Raw genomic sequence first — 22,061 nt, 5'->3', positions numbered from 1 at the left:
TCCTCTTTCTTCTTGGTAATGAACAAAGCCCCAAGGGCCGCGCCCGAGGGGCTTTGATTGAAATCCGTGCACGTCACGCGGCGAATGCCGGCGCGGCGCCCATACCTACAGGATGATGCCGCCGCCCAGGCAAACCTCGCCATCGTAAAGCACGGCGGACTGTCCGGGCGTGACCGCCCACTGCGGTTCGGTAAAGCTCAGGCTGAAGGTGCCGTCGGCAGCGCCAGCCAGACTGCACGCGGCATCGGCCTGGCGGTAGCGCGTCTTGGCGCCATAGGCGCCCGGGGCTGGCGCGTGGCCGGCGACCCAGCTCGCGTCCTGCGCCCGCAGCTCGCCCGACAGCAGCCAGGGATGGTCATGCCCCTGCACCACGTAGAGCACATTGCGCTCCAGGTCCTTGCGCGCCACGTACCAGGCTTCGGCCGTGCCGTCCTCGCGCTGGCGCCCCTTCACCCCGCCCACGCCCAGGCCCTTGCGCTGGCCTAGCGTATAGAACGACAGCCCTTCGTGACGGCCTACCTTCTGACCTTCCGGCGTCATGATCGGACCCGGCTCGGTCGGCAGGTAGCGATTCAGGAACTCGCGGAACGGCCGCTCGCCGATGAAGCAGATACCCGTGGAATCCTTCTTGGCGGCGTTATGCAGGCCGATCTCGTGCGCGATACGCCGCACCTCGGTCTTATGGATCTCGCCCAGCGGGAACATGGTGCGCGACAATTGCGCCTGATTCAGGCGGTGCAGGAAGTAGCTCTGGTCCTTGGACGCATCCAGCGCCTTGAGCAGCTGGAACTGCGTGCCGCCGCCTTCGGCCGGCACCTCGCGCACCCGCGCGTAGTGGCCGGTGGCGATATGCTCGGCGCCCAGCGCCATGGCATGGTCGAGGAAGGCCTTGAACTTGATCTCGGCATTGCACAGCACGTCCGGGTTGGGCGTGCGGCCCGCGGAGTACTCGCGCAGGAACTCCGCGAACACGCGGTCCTTGTATTCGGCGGCGAAATTGACGAACTCGAACTCGACCCCGACCAGATCCGCGACGCTGGCGGCGTCCAGCAGGTCCTGGCGGGTGGAACAGTATTCGGAATCGTCGTCGTCTTCCCAGTTCTTCATGAACAGGCCGACGACCTCGTAGCCTTGCTGCTTGAGCAGCCAGGCGGTGACCGAAGAATCGACCCCGCCGGACATGCCGACGACAACGCGGCCTTTCTTGGTAAGTTTTTGACTCATGATGGGTCTATTTTAGATCGGTCCGTACATCTTCCTGCGGCTGCGGCTCGGCCGCCCGCGACACTTCCATCAGCCAGGTACGGAAAGCCTGCAGGGTGGGCAGGTTGGCCTTCTGCTCCGGATAGCACAGGTAGTACCCCATGCGCGCCCGTATCGGCAGCTGGATGGCGACGGCCAGCTTGCCGTCGCGCAGCTCGTCCTCGATCAGGCAGCGCGGAATCAGCGCCACGCCGAAGCCGGCCGCGGCCGCCTGCGACAGCAGCGCGTACTGGTCGAAGCGCGCGCCTTCCAGGCTGCGCCGGGTATCGCATCCAGCCTGCTCGAACCAGTCGCGCCAGCCTTCCAGCGCCGAGGTATGGTGCAGCAGCGGATAGGCCAGCAGGTCCGCGGGCGCCGCACAGCCGCCCGGGATCAGGCGCGGGCTGCAGACCGGCAGGATTTCGCGGCCGACGATGTAGTCCGCCCCGCTGCCCGGCCAGATGCCTTCGCCGAAGCGCACGGCAGCGTCCAGTTCAGGGGTGGAGAAATCATAGCCCTGGCGGTGAGGCAGGAATTCGACATGGATGTCCGGCCGCAGGCGCATGAAGGCGGTCAGGCGCGGGATCAGCCAGCGCGCCCCGAAAGTCGGCATACAGGTCAGGTTGAGCGTGCCGCCCTGCCCCTGGTGCGCGATCAGTTCCACGGTGGCGGCTTCGATCTGGCCCAGCCCGGCCTGGATCTTGGTCAGGTAACTGCGTCCGGCCTCGGTCAGGACCAGACCTTGCCTGATTCGCAGGAATAGTTCGATGCCGACGAACTCCTCCAGATGTTTCACCTGCTTACTGACCGCGCCCTGCGTGACACACAATTCCTGCGCCGCGCGCGTGAAACTGCTATGTCTCGCGGCGACTTCGAACGCCTGGAGATCCGTGAGTGAGGGACAGAATCGCCGCATGGATAAGGTACGCAAATTGTTTCAGGCCGCGCAACGAAAATGGCCCTGTTCCGGGCCGCCGCGAAAAGAGGCATGAAAAAAAGTCATAGCTTACGGAGAAACTTTCGTTTGCGCAAACCGGACCGCCAGGAAAGAATCGTTGCGTTTGCGTCTGCCTTTGCGCATCCGCTTTCCAATTCATTAGGGGAATCCATGCAACGCCGTAACGTAGTACTGGGCCTGTGCGTCGCCGCCGCGACCCTCGCCGCGCCGCTGACCTCGGGTATCGCGCACGCTGAAGACGCGTATCCGACCAAGCCCATCCGCCTGATCGTTCCCTTCCCGCCCGGCGGCACCACCGACATCGTCGGTCGCCTGTTCGCCGACAAGCTGGGCAAGGAGCTGGGCCAGACCGTCGTGGTGGAAAACCGCGGCGGCGCCGGCGGTTCGATCGGCAGCGCCTTCGTCGCCAGCAGCGCGCCGGACGGCTACACCCTGGGCATCGCCACCGTGAGCACCCACGGCATCAACCCGGCCATCTACCCGAACCTGCCGTTCGATGGCGAGAAGGACTTCACGCCCATCTCGAACCTGGCGGCCGTGCCCAACATCATGACCATCAACCCGAAGGTCCAGGCCAAGAACATCGCCGACTTCATCAAGCTGGCCAAGAGCGAGCCGGGCAAGCTGACCTACGCGTCGGCCGGCAACGGTTCGGTCTCGCACATGATGGGCGAACTGTTCAAGATGGCTTCGGGCACCAACCTGATGCACGTGCCGTACCGCGGCGTGGGCCCGGCGCTGAACGACGCGCTGGCCGGCCAGGTCGACGTCATGTATGACAACCTGCCCTCCTCGCTGCCGCACGTGCAATCCGGCCGCCTGATCGCCATGGCCGTGGCCTCGCCCAAGCGCGTGGCCGCCCTGCCCGACGTGCCCACGTTCGCCGAAGCCGGCCTGCCGGCCGTGAACGACGCGTCCTGGTTCGGCCTGGTGGCTCCCGCCAAGCTGCCGCAGCCCGTGCTGGACAAGCTGAACGCAGCCGTGCAGAAGGTCAGCGCCGAAGCCGACGTCAAGACCCGCCTGGAAGCCCTGGGCGCCGCGCCGGCCGCCAACACTCCGGCCGAATTCGCGGCGCAGATCTCGGCTGAAATCGCCAAGAACAAGCGCATCGCCAAAGAAGCCAACGTGAAGATCGACTAAGCGATCTTCGGTCCTCGCGCGCCCGCCGGTGCGCGAGGACCTCCGATTAACGAACGCAACACCCCCTTATGCGAATTACCCAACCCCTGTCTTACCGGCTCGACCTCCCGCAGCAATATCCTGATTCGGACTCCTCGGCTCCCCTCGTGCTGGACTCCCCGCACAGCGGCACCGCCTACCCCCCCGATTTCGCGGCTGCGGTGGACTTTGGCGCATTGCGCACCGCCGAGGACACCTGGGTTGACGACCTGTGGGGCGACGCCATCGAAATGGGCGTGCCGATGATTGCCGCCGCGTTCCCGCGCGCCTACATCGACGCCAACCGCTCGCCCGACGAAATCGACGAATTGCTGCTGGACGCCGCCTGGCCCGACGCCATCAACGCCTCGCCCAAGGTCAAGCTGGGCAAGGGCCTGATCTGGCGCATGCTGGACGACGGCACGCCGCTCTACAACCGCAAGCTCACGGTCGCGGAAGTGCGCCACCGCATCGACGCCTGCTGGAAGCCCTACCACGCCGCGCTGGGCCAGGTGCTGGACGCAGCCCACAAGAAGTTCGGCAAGGTCTGGCACATCAACTGCCACTCCATGCCCAGCGTCGCCGGCGCCTACGCCACCGACCGCCCGGGCCTGGTCCACCCCGACTTCGTACTGGGCGACCGCGACGGCAGCACCAGCGACCCGGCCTTCCGCGAATTCATCGCCGCCTGGCTGCGCGAACGCGGCTACAACGTCACAGTCAACGATCCCTACAAGGGCGTGGAGCTGGTGCGCGCCTTCGGCCGCCCCGAAGAAGGCCGCCACAGTCTGCAGATCGAGATCAACCGCAAACTCTACATGGACGAAGTTTCGCTGCGTCCTTCCGAAAACTACGGCCGCCTGAAGGCCGATCTGCGCGAACTCACCGCCGCGCTGATCACCTGGACTCGCGCGCAAACGGCTTGACGCCGGACGTTTGCGCGCAGGTGCCGGCCAGCGCAAAAGTCAGACTGGCCGGAGCAGTTGGGTTGCAAGACCCCAGCCCCATGGTTCGCCATGGGGCTTTTTTTCGGCCCGCCGCCGGGCATCAGCGGGCCGATGCAACCTTGGTTCTTCTCCCTCACTTCCCAGGGGCGCGACACCTTTCCTTTCACTTTCCCGTGTATAACTGATGCCAACTAATGAGGAGAGGCGTAGATGCACATCGGGATACCAAAAGAAACCCGAGACGGGGAAACTCGTGTCGCAGCAACACCGGAGACCGTCAAGAAGTACGTAGGCGGAAAACACACCGTCATCGTGGAGCGCGGGGCAGGCACTGCCGCCCGCTATCTCGACGAAGCCTATGAGGCAGCGGGCGCAACGCTCGGCAGCGCCCAGGATGCGTTGGGGGCAGAACTCGTCATGAAGGTGCGCGCGCCTTCTGCCGCGGAACTGCCCCAGATGAAATCCGGCGCCGTCGTGGTCGGCATGCTGGATCCCTTCGACGCCGAAGGCATCCAGCAGATCGCGGCCGCCGGACTCACCGGATTCGCGCTGGAAGCCGCGCCCCGCATCACGCGGGCCCAAAGCCTGGACGTGCTGTCCTCGCAGGCCAACCTGGCCGGCTACAAGGCCGTGCTGCTGGCGGCGCACCACTACGGCCGCCTGATACCCATGATGATGACCGCCGCGGGCACGCTGAAGGCCGCCCGCGCCGTCGTGCTGGGCACCGGCGTGGCCGGGCTGCAGGCCATCGCCACCGCCAAGCGGCTGGGCGCGGTGGTCGAAGCCTCGGACGTGCGTCCCGCCGCGCGCGAACAGGTGGAATCGCTGGGCGCCAAGTTCATCGACGTCCCTTTCGAAACGGACGAAGAACGCGAGATCGCGCAAGGCACGGGCGGCTACGCCCGGCCCATGCCGCCCGCCTGGATGGCTCGGCAGGCCGCGCTCGTGTCCGAACGCTGCAAGCAGGCCGACATCGTCATCACCACCGCGCTGATTCCCGGCCGCCCCGCCCCCACACTGGTGTCCGCGGAAACCGTCGCGGCCATGAAGCCGGGCTCGGTGCTGGTGGACCTGGCGGTCGAGCGCGGCGGCAATTGCCCGTTGTCCGAGAAAGGCCTGGTGGTGGAAAAGCATGGCGTGACGATCATCGGGCTGACCAATCTGCCCGGCCTGGTCGCGACCGACGCTTCGGCGCTGTATGCGCGCAACATCCAGGATTTCCTGAAGCTCATCATCAATGCGGACGGCGCGCTGGCGATCCAGCGCGACGACGAGATCGTCGCGGCCTGCCTGGTGTGCGAAGGCGGCAACGTGGCGCGGAGGAACTAACAGCATGGAAGCGATCAACCCCACCCTGATGAATCTCATCATCTTCGTGCTGGCCATCTATGTCGGCTACCACGTCGTGTGGAACGTCACCCCCGCCCTGCACACGCCCTTGATGGCAGTCACCAACGCCATCTCCGCCATCATCATCGTGGGCGCCATGCTGGCGGCCGCGCTGACCGAAGGCGGACTGGCGCGCGGCATGGGCGTCTTCGCCGTGGCGCTGGCCGCGGTCAACGTGTTCGGCGGCTTTCTCGTGACCCGGCGCATGCTGGAAATGTTCAAGAAAAAGGACCGCAAGGCGGGCAAGGAGGAAGCGAAATGATCTCGCTGAACCTCGTCACCCTGCTGTACCTGATCGCCTCGGTCTGCTTCATCCAGGCGCTCAAGGGCCTGTCGCATCCGACCACGTCGCGACTCGGCAATGCGTTCGGCATGGCCGGCATGGCGATCGCCGTGCTGACCACGGCCGCGCTCATCGTCGGCCTGGCGCGCGACGGCGCCGCCACCATCGGCCTGGGCTGGGTCGTGCTGGGCCTGCTGGTTGGCGGCTCCATCGGCACGCTGATGGCCAAGCGCGTCGAGATGACCAAGATGCCCGAGCTGGTCGCCTTCATGCACAGCATGATCGGCCTGGCGGCGGTCGCCATCGCGGTGGCCGTGGTGGCGGAGCCGCATGCCTTCGGCATCGTGCCCGTCGGCGTGCCGATTCCCACCGGCAACCGCTTCGAGCTGTTCATCGGCACTTTCGTCGGCGCCATCACGTTCTCGGGGTCGGTCATTGCCTTTGGCAAACTGTCGGGCAAGTACAAGTTCCGCCTGTTCCAGGGCGCGCCGGTGGTGTTCTCGGGCCAGCACATGCTGAACCTGGCGCTGGCGCTGCTGATGCTGGCTTGCGGCATCTGGTTCATGCTCACGCAGGAATGGACGCCCTTCATCATCATGACGCTCATCGCCTTCGTGCTGGGCGTGCTGATCATCATCCCGATCGGCGGCGCCGACATGCCGGTGGTGGTGTCCATGCTGAACAGCTACTCGGGCTGGGCGGCGGCCGGCATCGGTTTCTCGCTGAACAACCCCATGCTGATCATCGCCGGTTCGCTGGTGGGTTCCTCGGGCGCGATCCTGTCCTACATCATGTGCAAGGCGATGAACCGTTCGTTCTTCAACGTGATCCTGGGCGGCTTCGGCGGCCAGGCTGGCGGCGCCGCTGCGGCGGGCGATGCGCAGCAGCGCAGCGTCAAGTCGGGCAGTCCCGACGACGCCGCCTTCCTGATGACCAACGCCGAAAGCGTGACCATCGTTCCCGGCTACGGCCTGGCGGTGGCGCGCGCGCAGCACGCGCTGAAGGAACTGGCGGAAAAGCTCACCGAGCGCGGCGTGACGGTCAAGTACGCCATCCACCCGGTGGCGGGACGCATGCCCGGCCACATGAACGTGCTGCTGGCCGAGGCCGAGGTGCCCTACGACCAGGTCTTCGAAATGGAAGACATCAACAGCGAGTTCGGCCAGACCGACGTGGTGCTGGTGCTGGGCGCGAACGACGTGGTCAACCCGGCCGCCAAGAACGACCCGAAGTCGCCCATTGCCGGCATGCCCATCCTGGAAGCCTACAAGGCCCGCACCGTGATCGTGAACAAGCGGTCCATGGCATCGGGCTACGCGGGCCTGGACAATGAGCTCTTCTACATGGACCGCACGATGATGGTTTTCGGCGACGCCAAGAAGGTGCTTGAAGACATGGTCAAGGCCGTGGAGTAAGACGCCCGGCGCCGGATGCCGCCAGGCGTCCGGCGCCTACGCGCCGCGCTGGCCCGCAGGCTGGCGCAATTGCTCGTCAACCACTTCGATCCAATGCCGCACCGGCGTGTCGGTGCCGCTTTGCAAATGGCCGATGCAGCCGATGTTGGCTGACAGGATCACGTCCGGTCCGCCCGCCGCGATCGCGCCCAGCTTGCGGTCGCGCAGTTCCAGCGCAATCTCTGGATTCAATACCGAATAGGCGCCCGCCGAACCGCAGCACAAGTGCTTGTCGGCGAACGGCTGCAACGCAAAACCCAGATCCGCCAGCAATTGTTCCGACAGCGGCCGCAGGCCCTGCCAATGCTGCAGCGTGCATGGCGGATGGAATGCCGCGCGCGTGCCCGCAGGCAGCCGCGCGCGCAATTGCGCCGCATGCGGCGCGACGATCTCGGCCACATCCTTCACCAGCGCCACGATGTCCGCGGCCTTTTGCGCGTAGGCCGGATCGTGCCGCAGGTGATGCGCATACTCCTTGACCATGGCGCCGCAGCCCGACGCGTTCATCACGATGGCCTCGACCTTGCCATCCTGCAGCAGCGGCCACCAGGCATCGACGTTGGCGCGCATCTGCACCAAGGCCTCTTCCTGCGCGTCCAGGTGGAAACTGGCCGCGCCGCAACAGCCGGCGCCGGGCGCGATGCGCGCGCCTATGCCCACCGCGTCCAGCACGCGGATGGTGGCCGCATCGATGGTTGGCATCATGGCGGGCTGCACACATCCCGCCAGCATCAGCACCTGCCGCGCATGGCCCGCCACCTGCGGCAGCGGCCCCGCCGCGCGGCGTTCCGGCACCTTGCGCTTGAGCGCCTCCGGCAGCATGCCGCGCACCGCCTGCCCCAGCCGCATCGCGGGCGCGAACAGCGGCGACAGCATGGTCTTGCGCAACAAGGCGCGTTTGGTCTTGTCGGCCCAGCTGCGCGGCACGCGCTCTTCCACGATCTTGCGGCCGATATCCACCAGATGGCCATACTGGACGCCGGACGGACAAGTGGTTTCGCAATTGCGACAAGTCAGGCAGCGGTCCAGGTGCTGCTGCGTGGATTGCGTGGGCTCGGCGCCCTCCAACACTTGCTTGATCAGATAAATGCGCCCACGCGGGCTGTCCAGCTCGTCGCCCAGCACCTGATACGTCGGACAGGTAGCGGTGCAGAAACCGCAGTGCACGCACCGCCGCAGGATGGCGTCGGCCTCCTTGCCCAGATCGGTATCGCGTGCCCAGGATGCAAGATTGGTTTGCATGATGCCCTATAGATCCAGGACCAGGCGGCCGGGATTGAACAGGCCGGCCGGATCGAGCTCTTGTTTGAGGCGGCGCGTGATCGAGGCGATCCCGGGCGCCAGCGGATGGAATACGCCGTCGGCAGGCGGCTTGCCCTGCCCGGTGCGGAACAGCGTGGCGTGGCCGCCCAGCCGCTCTGCGGTCTCGCGCAGCGCGGCGGCGTCTTGCTCGCCCGACAGCCAGCGCTGGCCTCCGCCCCATTCCAGCAAGGTTGGCCCCAGCGCCAACGCGGCGGCGGTGGGCGGCAACGCCAGGCGCCACAAGGGCCGGCCCGGCGCGAAGAAGGAATGCGTCTGCTCGCGCAGCGACCGCCACCAGGCCTGCGCGGCCTCGGGCGCCATCGGCGCGCCGCCTATCAGTTGGCGGGCGCTGGCGATCGCGGGCGGCGCGCCCGACAGGCGCACGGCCATCTGGCCTTCGGCGCCCGCCTCGTCACCGCTCCAGCTGGTGGCCGAGATCGGCAACGGCTTGCCGCGCCACAGGGCGAAGCTGGCCAAGGCCTGCGCCTGCGTCGCGGGCAACGCCAGGGTGATCTCTTCCATCGGCCGCGGCACGACCTTGAGGGAGACTTCGAGTATGGCGCCGAAGATGCCATGCGAACCGGCCAACAGGCGCGACACGTCATAGCCCGCCACGTTCTTCATGACCTCGCCGCCGAACGAGAGGATGCGGCCTTCCGAATCCAGCAGTTGCGCGCCCAGGACAAAGTCCTTGAGCGCGCCGGCGCTCATGCGGCGCGGGCCTGACAGCCCCGCCGCGACACATCCGCCCACCGTGGCGGACGCCGAGAAATGCGGCGGCTCGAAGGCCAGCATCTGTCCGTTCTCGGCCAGCGCGGCTTCAAGTTCGGCGAGCGGCGTACCCGCGCGCACCGTCACCACCAACTCCGACGGGTGGTAGCTGACGATGCCGCGATAGGGAGTCATGTCCAGCAGGCAGTGGCCGTCCTGCGGCGTCACCGGGCGGTAATTGCCATAGAACGCCTTGCTGCCCCCGCCCATCACAAACAGGGGTTTATGGCCGGCACGGGCCGTCATGACCTGGTCGCACAATTCCGACAGGACGAAATCCATAAGGACAGGTCCTAGAAACGGGCGAGATCGGGGAAGCGCAACTCTCCCGCGTGGACGTGCATCTTGCCGTATTCGGCGCAGCGGGCCAGCGTAGGGATGACTTTTTCAGGATTGAGCAGGCAGGGCGGATCGAAGGCCCGCTTGACCGCCAGGAACGCGTCGAGTTCTTCGCGAGAGAATTGCACGCACATTTGATTTATTTTCTCCATACCCACACCGTGCTCTCCGGTCACGGTCCCTCCTACCTGCACGCACAGCTCGAGTATGGCGGCGCCGAATTTCTCGGCGCGCTCCACCTCGTCCGGCTTGTTTGAATCGAACAGGATCAACGGGTGCAGGTTGCCGTCGCCTGCGTGAAAGACGTTGGCGCAGCGCAGGCTGAATTCGTCCTCCATCTGTTCGATGGCGCCCAGCACGCGCGCCAGATGGCGGCGCGGTATCGTGCCGTCCATGCAATAGTAATCGGGCGATACGCGCCCCGCGGCCGGGAAGGCATTCTTGCGGCCGGCCCAGAACTTCAGGCGTTCGGCCTCTGATGACGAGACCTGGCAGCGCGTGGCTCCGGCCTCGCGGAACACGGCCTCCATGCGCGCGATCTCGTGCTCCACCTCTTCAGGCGTGCCGTCGGATTCGCACAGCAGGATGGCTTGCGCATCCATGTCGTAGCCGGCGCGCACAAAGGGTTCGACCATGTGGGTCGCGCGGCGGTCCATCATCTCCAGGCCCGCGGGTATCATGCCGGCCGCGATCACCTGCGTGACCGCATTGCCCGCTGCTTCCACGCTGGAAAAACTGGCCATGACGACCTGCGCGCAGGCCGGCTTGGGAATGAGCTTGACCGTCACTTCCGTGACCACGCCCAGCATGCCTTCCGAACCGATGAAGACGGACAGCAAGTCCAGGCCCGGCGCATCGGGCGCTTCGGAACCCAGTTCAACCACATCGCCATCGATCGTCACGACCCGCACGCGCAGCACGTTGTGCACGGTCAGTCCGTACTTCAGGCAATGCACGCCGCCGGAATTCTCCGCCACGTTGCCGCCGATGGAACAGGCTATCTGGCTGGAAGGATCAGGCGCGTAATACAGCCCGTAAGGCGCAGCCGCCTCCGAGATCGCCAGATTGCGTACGCCCGGCTGCACGATGGCCGTGGCGCTGGCCAGGTCTATGTGCTTGATGCGATTGAATTTGGACAAGCCGAGCAACACGCCGCGGCTATGCGGCATGGCGCCGCCGGACAAGCCGGTGCCGGCGCCGCGCGCGACCACGGGCGCATTCAGGCGTTTGCAGATGCGCATGACGGCCTGCACCTGCTCTTCCGTTTCTGGAAGGGCGACGACCGCAGGCAGCGCGCGATACAGGGAAAGGCCGTCGCACTCGTAGGGACGCGTATCTTCTTCGCGGAACAACACGCAGTGCGCGGGCAACACGGCCGACAACGCCTCGATGAGCTGCTGCAAGGAATAAGGCGCCTGCACTTGTGCCAGGCCGGTTTCGACCAATGAATTCATGAGCGCAACAATAGCGCGAGCGCCCGTCACTAGCAGACCGGGATTTACCCGCATCCGTGCACCTATGGCACGCCAGATAAGTAACCAGCCGTAATCGCCTGCCGCACCGCGAAAGCCGCCCTCCTCGTTCGCGCCTGAGGACGGCAAGAAAAAAGCCGACGGCGCGCCGTCGGCTTCGGATATCGGCTGCACTGCCGAAGCAGGCTTACCAGGACACGATCTTGCCAGGATTGAGAATGTTGTTCGGATCAAACGCGTGCTTCAGGCTGCGCATCAGATCCAGGGCGTCCTCGCCATGCTCTTCGGCCATGAACTGCATCTTGTGCAGGCCCACGCCGTGCTCGCCCGTGCAGGTGCCGTCGGCGGCGATCGCGCGGCGCACCAGGTTGTGGTTGATGGTTTCGGATTCTTCCCATTCCTTGGCGCTGTCCGCATCGAGCAGCATCAGCACATGGAAGTTGCCGTCGCCGACGTGGCCCACGATCGTGTAGGGGAAGCTGGCGCGGTCGAGTTCTTCGACCGTGTCGCGCACGCAATCGGCCAGGCGCGAGATCGGCACGCAGACGTCGGTAGTGCTGGCGCGGCAGCCGGGGCGCAGTTGCAGGCCGGCGAAGTAGGCATTGTGGCGCGCGGTCCACAGGCGGCTGCGGTCTTCGGGACGCTCTGCCCATTCGAAGTCCATGCCGCCATGGTCTGCCGTGATCGCTTGCACGGTTTCGGCTTGCTCCTGCACGCCGGCGGGACTGCCGTGGAACTCGAACACCAGCAGCGGCGTTTCGCGCAGGGTCAGCTTGCTGTGCAGGTTCACCGCGCGCACGCTGGCCGCGTCCATGAACTCGACGCGCGCGACCGGCACTCCCATCTGGATGATTTCGATCACGCTCTGCACCGCCGAATCCAGCGTGGGGAAATTGCAGACCGCGGCCGACACGGCTTCAGGCTGGGGATACAGGCGCACCGTCACTTCGGTGATGATGCCCAGGGTGCCTTCGCTGCCGACGAAGATGCGCGTCAGGTCATAGCCGGCCGAGGACTTGCGGGCGCGGCCCGCTGTGCGGATGATGCGCCCGTCCGCCGTCACCACGGTCAACGACATGACGTTCTCGCGCATGGTGCCGTAGCGCACGGCGTTGGTGCCGGAAGCGCGCGTGGCCGCCATGCCGCCCAGGCTCGCGTCGGCGCCCGGATCGATCGGGAAGAACAGGCCGGTGTCGCGGATTTCCTCGTTGAGCTGCTTGCGCAGCACGCCTGCCTGCACGGTGGCGGTCAGATCCTCGGCGTTGACCGCCAACACCTTGTTCATCTGCGACAGGTCCAGGCTGATGCCCCCCTGGATCGCCAGAATATGGCCTTCGAGCGAAGAGCCGGCGCCATAGGGAATCAGCGGCACGCGATGCTCGTTGCACAGCTTGGCGATCTCGGCCACTTCTTCGGTCGTGTGCGCGAAGACCACGGCGTCCGGCGGCATGGCCGGATAGGGAGATTCATCGCGGCCATGATGGTCGCGCATGGCGGAGGATTCGGACAGGCGGTCGCCAAAGCGGGCGCGCAAGGCATCCAGACAAGCGGCCGGCACCGGGCGGCGCAACGATTCTGCGTGCAAGGGAGCGTTCATGGTCAGCGTGATCTCGGGTTCGTTAACCTGATTATTCTACGCCGCCGCGCGCACCGCGCCGCAAACCGCCAGGCCTTGGCGATCCGCGGCGCTGCCAGGGGCTTATTTGCCGGAAGTCAGGGCGACGCGGCGGCGTTCGCGCACGGCATGGGCCAGGCGTTCAAGCACGGCGACCGAGGCGTCCCAGTCGATGCAGCCGTCGGTGATGCTCTGGCCGTAGACCAGCGGCGTACCCGGCACCATGTCCTGGCGGCCGCCCAGCAGGTGGCTTTCAACCATGACGCCCACCAGGCGGCTGTCGCCCGCTTCCATCTGACGCGCCACGTCTTCGATGACCAACGGCTGGTTCTCGGGCTTCTTGCTGCTGTTGGCGTGGCTGGCGTCGATCATGATGCGCTGCGCCAGGCCGGCCTTGGACATGTCCTGGCAGGCCGCCTCGATGCTGGCCGCATCGTAGTTCGGCGTCTTGCCGCCGCGCAGGATGACGTGGCAGTCCTCGTTGCCGGCCGTCGACACGATGGCGGAATGCCCACCCTTGGTCACCGACAGGAAATGGTGCGGCTGCGACGCCGCCTTGATCGCGTCGACCGCGATCTTCACATTGCCGTCGGTGCCGTTCTTGAACCCCACCGGACACGACAGTCCCGATGCCAGCTCGCGATGCACCTGGCTTTCCGTCGTCCGAGCCCCGATCGCCCCCCAGGAGACCAGATCCGCGATGTACTGCGGCGTAATCATGTCCAGGAACTCGCAACCCGCCGGCAGTCCCATGCTGTTGATGTCCAGCAGCAGTTCACGGGCGACGCGCACGCCCTTGTTGATGTCGAAGCTGCCGTCCAGGTCCGGATCGTTGATCAGGCCCTTCCAGCCCACGGTGGTGCGTGGCTTCTCGAAGTACACGCGCATCACGATTTCCAGGTCGGCGCTCAGCCGGTCGCGCACGGGCTTCAGGCGCTTCGCATATTCGATAGCCGCGCGGGTGTCATGGATGGAGCAAGGGCCGATCACGACGATCATCCGGTCATCCATGCCGTGCAGGATGCGGTGCATCCCCTGGCGGGCGGCGAACACGGTGTCGGACGCCTCCTTGGTGCAGGCGAACTCGCGCATGACATGCGCGGGCGGGTTCAGCTCTTTGATTTCTCGAATGCGAAGGTCATCGGTATTGTGTGACACGGTACTGCTCCTGGGTTGCCCGCCGCGGGGATGTTCCCGAGATGGTTTCCTCAACTGGCGGCGCAAAAAAAGCCGCCAGTTCGCTGGCGGCTTTTTTGGGGGGATTCTTTCCAAACTTCAGATTGAGCGCGTCCCTTCCTCCGCCAGCGGCTTCAGAAAACCATAAAAATAAAAATAAAAAGCGGGGGACGCGAATTTCATGGGGATTGACTCTAGCACAATTTTTTCGAGCCGTCATCCGTGTTTTTGAGTCAGGCGGTGCCGCCGACGGTCAGGCCTTCCATGCGGACCGTGGGCATGCCCACGCCCACGGGCACGCTCTGGCCATCCTTGCCGCAAGTGCCCACGCCGGAATCCAGCTGCAGGTCGTTGCCGATCATGGTGACGCGGTTCATGGCGTCCGGACCGTTGCCGATCAGGGTGGCGCCCTTGACCGGATAGGTCACCTTGCCGTTTTCGATCATGTAGGCTTCGGACGCCGAGAACACGAACTTGCCGTTGGTGATGTCGACCTGGCCGCCGCCGAAGTTGACCGCGTACAAGCCGCGCTTGACGGAAGACACGATTTCCTCGGCCGGTTTGTCGCCCGCCAGCATGTAGGTATTGGTCATGCGCGGCATGGGCAGATGCGCGAACGATTCGCGGCGGCCGTTACCGGTGGCGGCGGTCTTCATGAGGCGCGCGTTCAGCGTGTCCTGCATGTAGCCGCGCAGGATACCGTCCTCGATCAGCACGTTGCGCTGGGTGGCATTGCCTTCGTCGTCGATATTGAGCGAGCCGCGGCGATCCGGGATCGTGCCGTCGTCGACCACGGTCACGCCCTTTGAGGCCACGCGCTCACCGATGCGGCCGGAGAACACGCTGGAGCCCTTGCGGTTGAAGTCGCCTTCCAGCCCGTGGCCGACGGCCTCGTGCAGCAGAATGCCGGGCCAGCCCGAACCCAGCACGACGGTCATTTCACCCGCTGGCGCCGGACGCGCTTCCAGGTTCACCATGGCCTCGTGCACCGCGCGCTCGACATAACCCTGCAGCATTTCGTCCGTGAAATAGGCCAGGCCCAGGCGGCCGCCGCCGCCCGCGTGACCCATTTCGCGGCGGCCATTGCGTTCGGCAATGACAGTCAGCGACAGGCGCACCAGCGGACGCACGTCGGCGGCCAGGCGGCCGTCGCTGCCGGCCACCAGCACCACGTCATATTCGGCGCCCAGCCCCGCCATGACCTGGATCACGTGCGGATCGCGCGCGCGCGCCATGCGCTCCACGCGTTCCAGCAGCGCGACCTTCTCGGGAGCGCTCAAGGTGGCAACCGGATCGATATCGGCATACAGGCTGCGGCCGATCTCGGCTTCGACCTGCGCCGCCACCTTTACCTTGCCAGCGCCGCGGCGCGCAATGCCGCGAACCGCGTGCGCGGACGACAACAGCGCTTCGGGCGACAGCGAATCCGAATAGGCGAAGGCGGTTTTCTCGCCGCTCACGGCGCGTACCCCGACACCCTGGCTGATCGAAAAACTGCCGGTCTTGACGATGCCCTCTTCCAGGCTCCAGCCCTCGCTGCGCGTGTACTGGAAATACAGATCGGCGTAGTCGACCTTGTGCGTGAAGATCTCACCCAGCGCGCGCGCCATGTCCGCCTCGGTCAGGCCCCAGGGGTCGAGCAGCAGAGATTTGGCGGTGGCGAGGGAAGCAATGGCGGGATCGATGATTTTCATGGGGCTCTGTACAGGAGACGGCGGCGCGCTGGCGCGCGCTCGCGGTGATACTCGAGATCATATCGTAACGCTGGCGCGGCCCGGCGACATGGCGCCAGCCACGGATCTCCGGAAGGTACGCGTCGGCGGCCAAAAATACCGCGGGCATTATCTGCGGAGGTATGCATGGGGCCGGAATATTACATATCAAGTTGAATTGACGAGCTCAAACGATGTTCGATGCGCCCCTTTTTCCTGGTCGCCATGGAGCATTTGCAGCCACCTGGCATATAGGCAAAGGGATTCAGACATCTCGGGCCAAACTCGTCATACAACCTGACATCAAAATGAAATATGCCAAACAGCTCGCAGGGCTCGCAGCGCGAGGACCCCATCTGATCAGGTTGGACCAATATCAGACTGCTAGACAATTCATTCGTTCCCGCCATCACGTCATCAGACTTCTGGGAACGCCTCGCACACCGCTTGCTCGAGGCAGGCGCCAAGCCTGGAAGCCCCGCATTTGCGCGCTTTGCGAGACAAATCGAGCAGATGCAAGGGCACGCGCGGCTATTCGTCCGCCTCGTGAACCAATACCCCTATTGTTTCAAGTTGTCCCAAATTCGAGAATATCCTTCCCAATACTTGGCTCGTCGCGGGCACTCGCGCGCCTGAAAACGGTATCGGACTCTTTTGATACAAAGTAATTGCTTCAGAAACCAGGAAGTCAAGCCGTAACTTCTGTATTATGCGAGGCACAACAATTACACAATAACTTCGCCGGCGATTACAGCAGTTCCATAATCAGGAATAAACCATGGCCCGAGAATCCTACGCAGCACTGCAAGCAAAGATCGAAAAGGAAATCAACAAGCTACAAAAGAAGGCTGAAGTCCTGCAAACCAAGCGTCGCAAGCCCGTGATCACGCAGATCATCACGTCGATGCGCGAGTACGACATCACGCCTGAAGAAATCGTCGCAGCCTATGGCGCCGGCAAACCCGCCCGCGCCGCCACCGGCGGCCGCCGCAAGGCTGGCGCCGCTGCCCGTCCGGCCAACGCCGCCAAACGCGCCGTTGCGCCCAAGTACCGCCATCCTCAAACAGGGGAAACGTGGAGCGGCCGTGGCAAGGCTCCCCGCTGGCTCGCCGCGGAAGAAGCCGCAGGCGCGACCCGCGACAGTTTTCTTATCAAAGAATAAGAACCTATTCGCCAGTAAGAAAAAAATCGGCGCACCATTTTGGTGCGCCGATTTTATTTAAAGGCGGGACCGAAAAGCCACGCCGATTTCATTGCACGGGGAAGCGGATTTCGCGTTCCGCGCCATTATTCCCGGGAAAATTATCAAATATTGCGCGCACCAGGTACGGCATGGTACGCAGGAAATCGTCGCGCTCGCTCAATATGAAAGCGCTGGAACGGTATACCTCGGCGCCGCTGCGCTGCGTGTCGTAGATATGCAGGGTGAGGGTATTGCGCTGCACGACCATGGGCACGTCCACCCAGTCCGGCCCCCAGTAGCCATATCCCGCTCCCCACGGACGCGGACCGTAGAAACCTCCGTAGCCGTAGCCGCCGTAGAAATATGGGTCGTACGGACGCTGCACCATTATCTGGGTCTGCGAGGTGCCGTAGTTGAACGACACGTCGAAACGACCCTTGGCGCCAGGCTTGGCCTCGACCAGGCCGGTTGCGCCTATGCCGGCCCGCACCATGTCCTGATAGGACTGATATTCGAGATTATTGTTTTGCGAGGCGTCGGCGGCAATGAACTGGTAGGTTTGCCCCTCCACGCCTGCGGGCCATTGCTGAAAGGAAGTGACCCGCGCGGAAACCGTGGGCGCGGCACAACCCGTCAGGGCAAACGCCCCCGCCACGGCCAGCAGACCGGCCCAGCGGCGCATATTGAACATGGACAACCTCGACATTTGACACCCCTCTGGCGCGCGACGGCGCCATGATACTGACTTTGACTCAGACCGCTACAAAAAGTTTACGGTACGCCAAACGGCCCAGGTCGGCGCGTCTTGCCCAGCCACTACAATAGAACCCTCGTTCATACAGGACTGCAATCCCATGCGCACAGACACGCCCGTAACCGTATATCGCAAGGATTACCAGCCCTACCCCTACGACATTCCCGAAGTCGCCCTCGCCTTCGACCTCGCGCCGGACGCGACCGAAGTGCGCTGCACGATGCAAGTGCAACGCAAGGCCGGGGCCAGCGCCGACGCCGCCCTGATCCTGGACGGCGAAGACCTGGAACTCGTCTCGGTAGGCGTGAATGGCACGGCCCTGCCCGCCGACAGTTACCGCCTTTCCGAACACAGCCTGGCCCTTTACGGCCTGCCCCCCGCCGCCACGGTGGAAATCGTCAGCCGATGCAAACCGTCGGCCAATTCCACGCTGATGGGCCTGTACGTCTCGGGCGGCAACTTCTTCACCCAATGCGAAGCCGAAGGTTTTCGCCGCATCACCTGGTTCGCCGACCGGCCCGACGTGATGTCGCGCTACCGCGTGACCTTGCGCGCCCAGCCCGAGTATCCGGTGCTGCTGTCCAACGGCAACCTGCTGGCCACGCGCCAGTTGCCCGACGGCCGCAACGAAGTCGAATGGGAAGATCCCTTCCCCAAGCCCTGCTACCTGTTCGCGCTGGTGGCAGGCAAGCTCACCCACCGCGAAACCACCGTGAAGACGTCCAGCGGCCGCGACGTGCTGCTGCAGGTCTACAGCGACCCGGGCTCGGAATCCAAGACCGAATGGGCGCTGGATTCGCTGGTGCGCGCGCTGCGCTGGGACGAAAGCCGCTTCGGCCTGGAGCTGGACCTGGACCGTTTCATGATCGTGGCCGTCCATGACTTCAACATGGGCGCGATGGAAAACAAGGGCTTGAACATCTTCAACGCCGCCTACGTGCTGGCGGATGCGGATACGGCCACGGACGCCAACTATGAAGGCATCGAATCCGTCATCGGACACGAGTACTTCCACAACTGGACCGGCAACCGCGTCACCTGCCGCGACTGGTTCCAGCTGAGCCTGAAGGAAGGCCTGACCGTCTTTCGCGACCAGGAATTCAGCGCCGACATGATGGCCCACGGCATGGATGCCGCCGAGGCCGCGAGCGCCCGCGCGGTCAAGCGCATCGACGACGTTGTGGCGTTGCGCGCCGCCCAGTTTCCGGAAGACGCCGGTCCCATGGCCCATCCGATCCGGCCTGAAAGTTACCAGGAGATCGGCAACTTCTACACGGCCACCGTGTACGAAAAAGGCGCCGAAGTCATCCGCATGCAGCACACTCTGCTGGGCGAGGAAGGCTTTCGCGCCGGCATGGACGAGTACTTCCGCCGCCATGACGGCCAGGCCGTGACCTGCGACGACTTCGTCGCCGCCATGGAATCCGTCTACGTGCGCCAGCATCCGGACCGCGACCTGTCCGTGTTCCGCCGCTGGTACCGCCAGGCCGGCACGCCGCGCGTGACCGTCAAGCTCGACCACGACGCCGCCGCGCGCCGCTGCACCGTGACGCTCACCCAGGAATGCCCGCCGGTCGGCGTGGAGAAGAAGGCCGGCGCCGACTACGTCAAGGCCCCCTTCCACATCCCGTTCGCCATCGGCTTGCTGGACCGCGACGGCCGCGCGCTGCCGCTGCGCCATGCTGGCGCGGTCCTGGACACCGCGCTGCTGGAACTGACGCAGCAAAGCCAGCAATGGGTATTCGAGGATATCGCCGAGCGTCCCGTGCCGTCGCTATTGCGCGACTTCTCGGCCCCGGTCATCGTGGACTACGACTGGACCAACGAAGAACTGGCCCTGCTGTCGGCGCACGACGGCAATCCCTTCGCGCGTTGGGAGGCCGGCCAGGAATTCGCCACCCGCCAGATCCTGGCGCTGGCCGAGGCCCGCCAGGCCGGCAAGACCCTGCATGCCGACGCCGCCTTCATCGAGACCTGGCGCGCGTTGCTGACCGATCCGGCGCTGGACGCCGCCTATCGCGCCCGCGCCCTGGCCCTGCCGTCCGAAAAGACCCTGGCAGAACGCATGCAGCAGGTGGACCCGCCGGCCCTCGCGGTCGCGCGCGACTTCCTGCGCGCCGAACTGGGACGCCAGTTGTCCGCCGAATTCCGCCAGGCATTCGACGACAACCAGACCCCGGGCGAATACAGTCCGGCGCCGGTTCCGGCCGGCAGGCGCGCCTTGAAGAACCTGGCGCTCAGCCACCTGATGGCGGCGGGCGAACCGGATGCCCAGCGCCTGGCCGAGCAGCAGTACGAGAAGGCCGGCAACATGACCGACAGCATGGCGGCGCTGTCCGCGCTGATCAATTTCGGCCAGGGCGACTTCCCGCACAAGGCGCTTGCCGCTTTCTACGACAAATGGCGCGACAACGCCCTGGTGGTGGACAAGTGGTTCGCCCTGCAGGCTGCGGCCCGCTCGACCACCGTGCAGACCGCGCGCGAGCTGATGCAGCACCCCGCGTTCACCTTGCGCAACCCGAACCGCGCGCGCTCGCTGATCTTCCAGTTCTGCCTGAACAACGCCCGCGGCATGCATCACCCCGATGGCACCGGCTACGCCTTCTGGGCCGAGCAGGTGCTGGCGCTGGATGCCCTCAACCCCGAGATTGCCGCCCGCCTTGCGCGCGCGCTGGACAACTGGGCACGCTTCGTGCCCGCCCTGCGCACGCCTATGCAGGCCGCCCTGCAGCGGGTGCGCGCACAGGAAGGCCTGTCGCGCAATGTGCAGGAAATCGTATCCAAGGCTTTAGAATTCGCAGCATAGGAGGTTCCTTTGAAACGTAAAACACTGACCCAATACCTGGTGGAGCAGCAGCGCTCCGCCCAAGCCCTCGCGCCGGAAGTGCGGCTGCTCATCGAAGTGGTCGCGCGCGCTTGCAAGGCCATCAGCCATGCGGTGAGCAAGGGCGCGCTCGGCGGCGTCCTCGGCAGCCTGGAAAGCGAGAATGTCCAGGGCGAAGTGCAGAAGAAGCTGGACGTGCTGTCCAACGAAATCCTGCTCGAAGCCAATGAATGGGGCGGCCATCTGGCGGCCATGGCCTCGGAAGAGATGGAAACCATCCATCTGATTCCGAACCGCTACCCCAAGGGCGAATACCTGCTGCTGTTCGATCCCCTGGACGGCTCTTCGAACATCGACGTCAACGTCTCCATCGGGACCATCTTCTCGGTGCTGCACGCCCCGCATGACGTATCGGGCGCGCCGGTGTGCGAGCAGGACTTCCTGCAACCGGGCGACAAGCAGGTCGTGGCCGGCTATGCCGTCTATGGTCCGCAGACGATGCTGGTGCTGACCATCGGCAATGGCGTGGTGGGCTTCACGCTGGACCGCGAAATGGGCTCGTGGGTGCTGACGCACGAGAACATCCGCGTGCCGGAGGACACCAAGGAATTCGCCATCAACATGTCGAACATGCGCCACTGGGCTGCCCCGGTCAAGCGCTACGTCGACGATTGCCTGGCCGGCACGACCGGTCCGCTGGGCAAGGACTACAACATGCGCTGGATCGCCTCCATGGTGGCCGACGTGCATCGCATCCTGACCCGCGGCGGCATCTTCATGTACCCGTGGGATGCCCGCGAACCTGGCAAGGCCGGCAAGCTGCGCCTGATGTACGAAGCCAACCCCATGAGCTTCCTGGTCGAACAGGCCGGCGGCGCCGCGATCAACGGCACGCAGCGCATCATGGAGATCCAGCCTGACAAGCTGCACCAGCGCGTCAGCGTGATCCTGGGCTCGAAGAACGAAGTCGACCGCGTCGGCCGCTACCACGCCGAAGACGCAGCCAAGCAGTAACGCTGCGGGCGCCCTGCGCCAACGAAAAAGCCCCGGCGCCTTGAGCGGCCGGGGCTTTTTGCATGGACAAGCATATCGGAACGGCGGTCACTTCACCTGTTCGATCGACTTCACGTCGTCCTTGTTGATCTGGACCTTCTTGCCGTCCTTGTCGTATTCGTACATGCCCGAATCCTTGTCGTACTCGGGCTTGTCCGGCGTCACGGTCGAGCTGCCATCCCGCTGCTGAATGACCGACGGAGACGAGCATCCCGCCAGCACTCCGAATCCGGTCACGGCCAGGGCGAGCGTCATGGTCTTCAGTTTCATGGGCGTGTTCTCCGAAAGTGAATCGTGAATTCACTGTATCTGACACTGTCCCCGCATTCGTGACGGGTTGTGGTCAAAATGCATGCGAAGGTAAAGCCGCTGACCCGCCAAAATGAAAGAAACCCCTCGAAGGCCCGGCCTGCGAGGGGTTGCACACGC

General features: G+C 64.9%; 18 protein-coding genes. 8 read left to right on the top strand and 10 right to left on the bottom strand.

All coding sequences use genetic code 11. From position 1 onward, the window contains the following. Positions 1-105 precede the first annotated feature (105 nt). Positions 106-1,224, bottom strand: coding sequence for a tRNA 2-thiouridine(34) synthase MnmA (mnmA, locus tag HV793_RS24060; RefSeq protein WP_054451098.1), 1,119 nt, complete (start codon positions 1,222-1,224; stop codon positions 106-108). A gap of 7 nt (positions 1,225-1,231) precedes the next feature. Beyond that, complete coding sequence (gene gcvA, locus HV793_RS24055) at positions 1,232-2,158, bottom strand: transcriptional regulator GcvA (protein WP_054451097.1); 927 nt, start codon at positions 2,156-2,158, stop codon at positions 1,232-1,234. Positions 2,159-2,350: 192 nt separating this feature from the next. Between gcvA and HV793_RS24050 the strand changes: the two genes are divergently transcribed. The 5 genes from HV793_RS24050 to HV793_RS24030 all read left to right on the top strand — a co-directional run bounded on the left by HV793_RS24050 (position 2,351) and on the right by HV793_RS24030 (position 7,392). Further along, a complete protein-coding gene (locus tag HV793_RS24050) occupies positions 2,351-3,340 on the top strand; it encodes a Bug family tripartite tricarboxylate transporter substrate binding protein (RefSeq protein ID WP_054451096.1) in 990 nt (329 codons plus the stop codon). 68 nt (positions 3,341-3,408) lie between these two features. Beyond that, positions 3,409-4,284, top strand: coding sequence for an N-formylglutamate amidohydrolase (locus HV793_RS24045; protein WP_054451095.1), 876 nt, complete (start codon positions 3,409-3,411; stop codon positions 4,282-4,284). A gap of 231 nt (positions 4,285-4,515) precedes the next feature. Further along, positions 4,516-5,634, top strand: a complete 1,119-nt coding sequence (locus HV793_RS24040) for a Re/Si-specific NAD(P)(+) transhydrogenase subunit alpha (RefSeq protein ID WP_054451094.1) — start codon at positions 4,516-4,518, stop codon at positions 5,632-5,634. A gap of 4 nt (positions 5,635-5,638) precedes the next feature. Continuing rightward, positions 5,639-5,956: an NAD(P) transhydrogenase subunit alpha part 2 gene (locus HV793_RS24035; RefSeq protein WP_013392581.1), complete on the top strand. Its 318-nt coding sequence runs from the start codon at positions 5,639-5,641 to the stop codon at positions 5,954-5,956. Continuing rightward, on the top strand, positions 5,953-7,392 hold the full coding sequence (locus tag HV793_RS24030; RefSeq protein ID WP_054451093.1) for an NAD(P)(+) transhydrogenase (Re/Si-specific) subunit beta: 1,440 nt from the start codon (positions 5,953-5,955) through the stop codon (positions 7,390-7,392). The genes HV793_RS24035 and HV793_RS24030 overlap by 4 nt, the downstream gene beginning before the upstream one ends. A 36-nt stretch (positions 7,393-7,428) precedes the next feature. Here HV793_RS24030 and glcF read toward each other — a convergent pair whose 3' ends face one another. The 6 genes from glcF to tldD form a co-directional block, all read right to left on the bottom strand. Continuing rightward, entirely contained in the window at positions 7,429-8,673 is a 1,245-nt protein-coding gene (gene glcF / locus HV793_RS24025) for a glycolate oxidase subunit GlcF (protein WP_175214023.1), read from the bottom strand. 6 nt (positions 8,674-8,679) lie between these two features. Then, the gene (gene glcE / locus HV793_RS24020; RefSeq protein ID WP_054451091.1) at positions 8,680-9,786 is read right to left on the bottom strand and encodes a glycolate oxidase subunit GlcE; all 1,107 of its coding nucleotides are present in this window, start codon (positions 9,784-9,786) and stop codon (positions 8,680-8,682) included. Between the two features lie 11 nt (positions 9,787-9,797). Further along, on the bottom strand, positions 9,798-11,297 hold the full coding sequence (locus HV793_RS24015; RefSeq protein WP_054451090.1) for an FAD-linked oxidase C-terminal domain-containing protein: 1,500 nt from the start codon (positions 11,295-11,297) through the stop codon (positions 9,798-9,800). A gap of 205 nt (positions 11,298-11,502) precedes the next feature. Next, complete coding sequence (locus HV793_RS24010) at positions 11,503-12,912, bottom strand: FAD-binding oxidoreductase (RefSeq protein WP_119450530.1); 1,410 nt, start codon at positions 12,910-12,912, stop codon at positions 11,503-11,505. Positions 12,913-13,014: 102 nt separating this feature from the next. Beyond that, positions 13,015-14,088: a 3-deoxy-7-phosphoheptulonate synthase AroG gene (gene aroG, locus HV793_RS24005; protein WP_054451088.1), complete on the bottom strand. Its 1,074-nt coding sequence runs from the start codon at positions 14,086-14,088 to the stop codon at positions 13,015-13,017. A gap of 251 nt (positions 14,089-14,339) precedes the next feature. After that, positions 14,340-15,800 (bottom strand): metalloprotease TldD, encoded by a 1,461-nt coding sequence (tldD, locus tag HV793_RS24000; protein ID WP_013392574.1) that lies wholly within the window; start codon positions 15,798-15,800, stop codon positions 14,340-14,342. Positions 15,801-16,596: 796 nt separating this feature from the next. On the opposite strand from tldD, the gene HV793_RS23995 reads away from it, so the two are divergent. Then, complete coding sequence (locus tag HV793_RS23995; protein WP_054451087.1) at positions 16,597-16,980, top strand: H-NS histone family protein; 384 nt, start codon at positions 16,597-16,599, stop codon at positions 16,978-16,980. Positions 16,981-17,068: 88 nt separating this feature from the next. Here HV793_RS23995 and HV793_RS23990 read toward each other — a convergent pair whose 3' ends face one another. Continuing rightward, positions 17,069-17,707 (bottom strand): DUF4136 domain-containing protein, encoded by a 639-nt coding sequence (locus HV793_RS23990; protein ID WP_175214022.1) that lies wholly within the window; start codon positions 17,705-17,707, stop codon positions 17,069-17,071. A gap of 148 nt (positions 17,708-17,855) precedes the next feature. Here HV793_RS23990 and pepN point away from each other — a divergent pair, with 148 nt between their 5' ends. Further along, a complete protein-coding gene (gene pepN, locus HV793_RS23985; RefSeq protein ID WP_175163229.1) occupies positions 17,856-20,561 on the top strand; it encodes an aminopeptidase N in 2,706 nt (901 codons plus the stop codon). A 9-nt stretch (positions 20,562-20,570) separates the two neighbouring features. Then, the gene (locus HV793_RS23980; protein WP_054451085.1) at positions 20,571-21,593 is read left to right on the top strand and encodes a class 1 fructose-bisphosphatase; all 1,023 of its coding nucleotides are present in this window, start codon (positions 20,571-20,573) and stop codon (positions 21,591-21,593) included. Between the two features lie 87 nt (positions 21,594-21,680). Here HV793_RS23980 and HV793_RS23975 read toward each other — a convergent pair whose 3' ends face one another. Then, on the bottom strand, positions 21,681-21,902 hold the full coding sequence (locus HV793_RS23975) for a YgdI/YgdR family lipoprotein (protein ID WP_054451084.1): 222 nt from the start codon (positions 21,900-21,902) through the stop codon (positions 21,681-21,683). Positions 21,903-22,061: the final 159 nt, after the last annotated feature.

Source organism: Achromobacter aegrifaciens, assembly GCF_902859965.1.
Lineage (GTDB): Bacteria > Pseudomonadota > Gammaproteobacteria > Burkholderiales > Burkholderiaceae_B > Achromobacter > Achromobacter aegrifaciens.
The sequence above is the reverse complement of the archived record's forward strand: the minus strand, read 5'-3'. Positions and strand labels throughout refer to the sequence as shown.

Excerpts from the sequence above, each read along its gene's own strand:
- mnmA (WP_054451098.1), bottom strand. The coding sequence starts at position 1,224 with ATGAGTCAAAAACTTACCAAGAAAGGCCGCGTTGTCGTCGGCATGTCC.
- HV793_RS23995 (WP_054451087.1), top strand. The coding sequence starts at position 16,597 with ATGGCCCGAGAATCCTACGCAGCACTGCAAGCAAAGATCGAAAAGGAA.
- glcE (WP_054451091.1), bottom strand. The coding sequence starts at position 9,786 with ATGGATTTCGTCCTGTCGGAATTGTGCGACCAGGTCATGACGGCCCGT.
- glcF (WP_175214023.1), bottom strand. The coding sequence starts at position 8,673 with ATGCAAACCAATCTTGCATCCTGGGCACGCGATACCGATCTGGGCAAG.
- HV793_RS23975 (WP_054451084.1), bottom strand. The coding sequence starts at position 21,902 with ATGAAACTGAAGACCATGACGCTCGCCCTGGCCGTGACCGGATTCGGA.
- HV793_RS24045 (WP_054451095.1), top strand. The coding sequence starts at position 3,409 with ATGCGAATTACCCAACCCCTGTCTTACCGGCTCGACCTCCCGCAGCAA.
- HV793_RS23990 (WP_175214022.1), bottom strand. The coding sequence starts at position 17,707 with ATGTCGAGGTTGTCCATGTTCAATATGCGCCGCTGGGCCGGTCTGCTG.
- HV793_RS24035 (WP_013392581.1), top strand. The coding sequence starts at position 5,639 with ATGGAAGCGATCAACCCCACCCTGATGAATCTCATCATCTTCGTGCTG.
- HV793_RS24040 (WP_054451094.1), top strand. The coding sequence starts at position 4,516 with ATGCACATCGGGATACCAAAAGAAACCCGAGACGGGGAAACTCGTGTC.
- tldD (WP_013392574.1), bottom strand. The coding sequence starts at position 15,800 with ATGAAAATCATCGATCCCGCCATTGCTTCCCTCGCCACCGCCAAATCT.
- HV793_RS24030 (WP_054451093.1), top strand. The coding sequence starts at position 5,953 with ATGATCTCGCTGAACCTCGTCACCCTGCTGTACCTGATCGCCTCGGTC.
- gcvA (WP_054451097.1), bottom strand. The coding sequence starts at position 2,158 with ATGCGGCGATTCTGTCCCTCACTCACGGATCTCCAGGCGTTCGAAGTC.
- pepN (WP_175163229.1), top strand. The coding sequence starts at position 17,856 with ATGCGCACAGACACGCCCGTAACCGTATATCGCAAGGATTACCAGCCC.
- HV793_RS24050 (WP_054451096.1), top strand. The coding sequence starts at position 2,351 with ATGCAACGCCGTAACGTAGTACTGGGCCTGTGCGTCGCCGCCGCGACC.
- HV793_RS24015 (WP_054451090.1), bottom strand. The coding sequence starts at position 11,297 with ATGAATTCATTGGTCGAAACCGGCCTGGCACAAGTGCAGGCGCCTTAT.
- HV793_RS24010 (WP_119450530.1), bottom strand. The coding sequence starts at position 12,912 with ATGAACGCTCCCTTGCACGCAGAATCGTTGCGCCGCCCGGTGCCGGCC.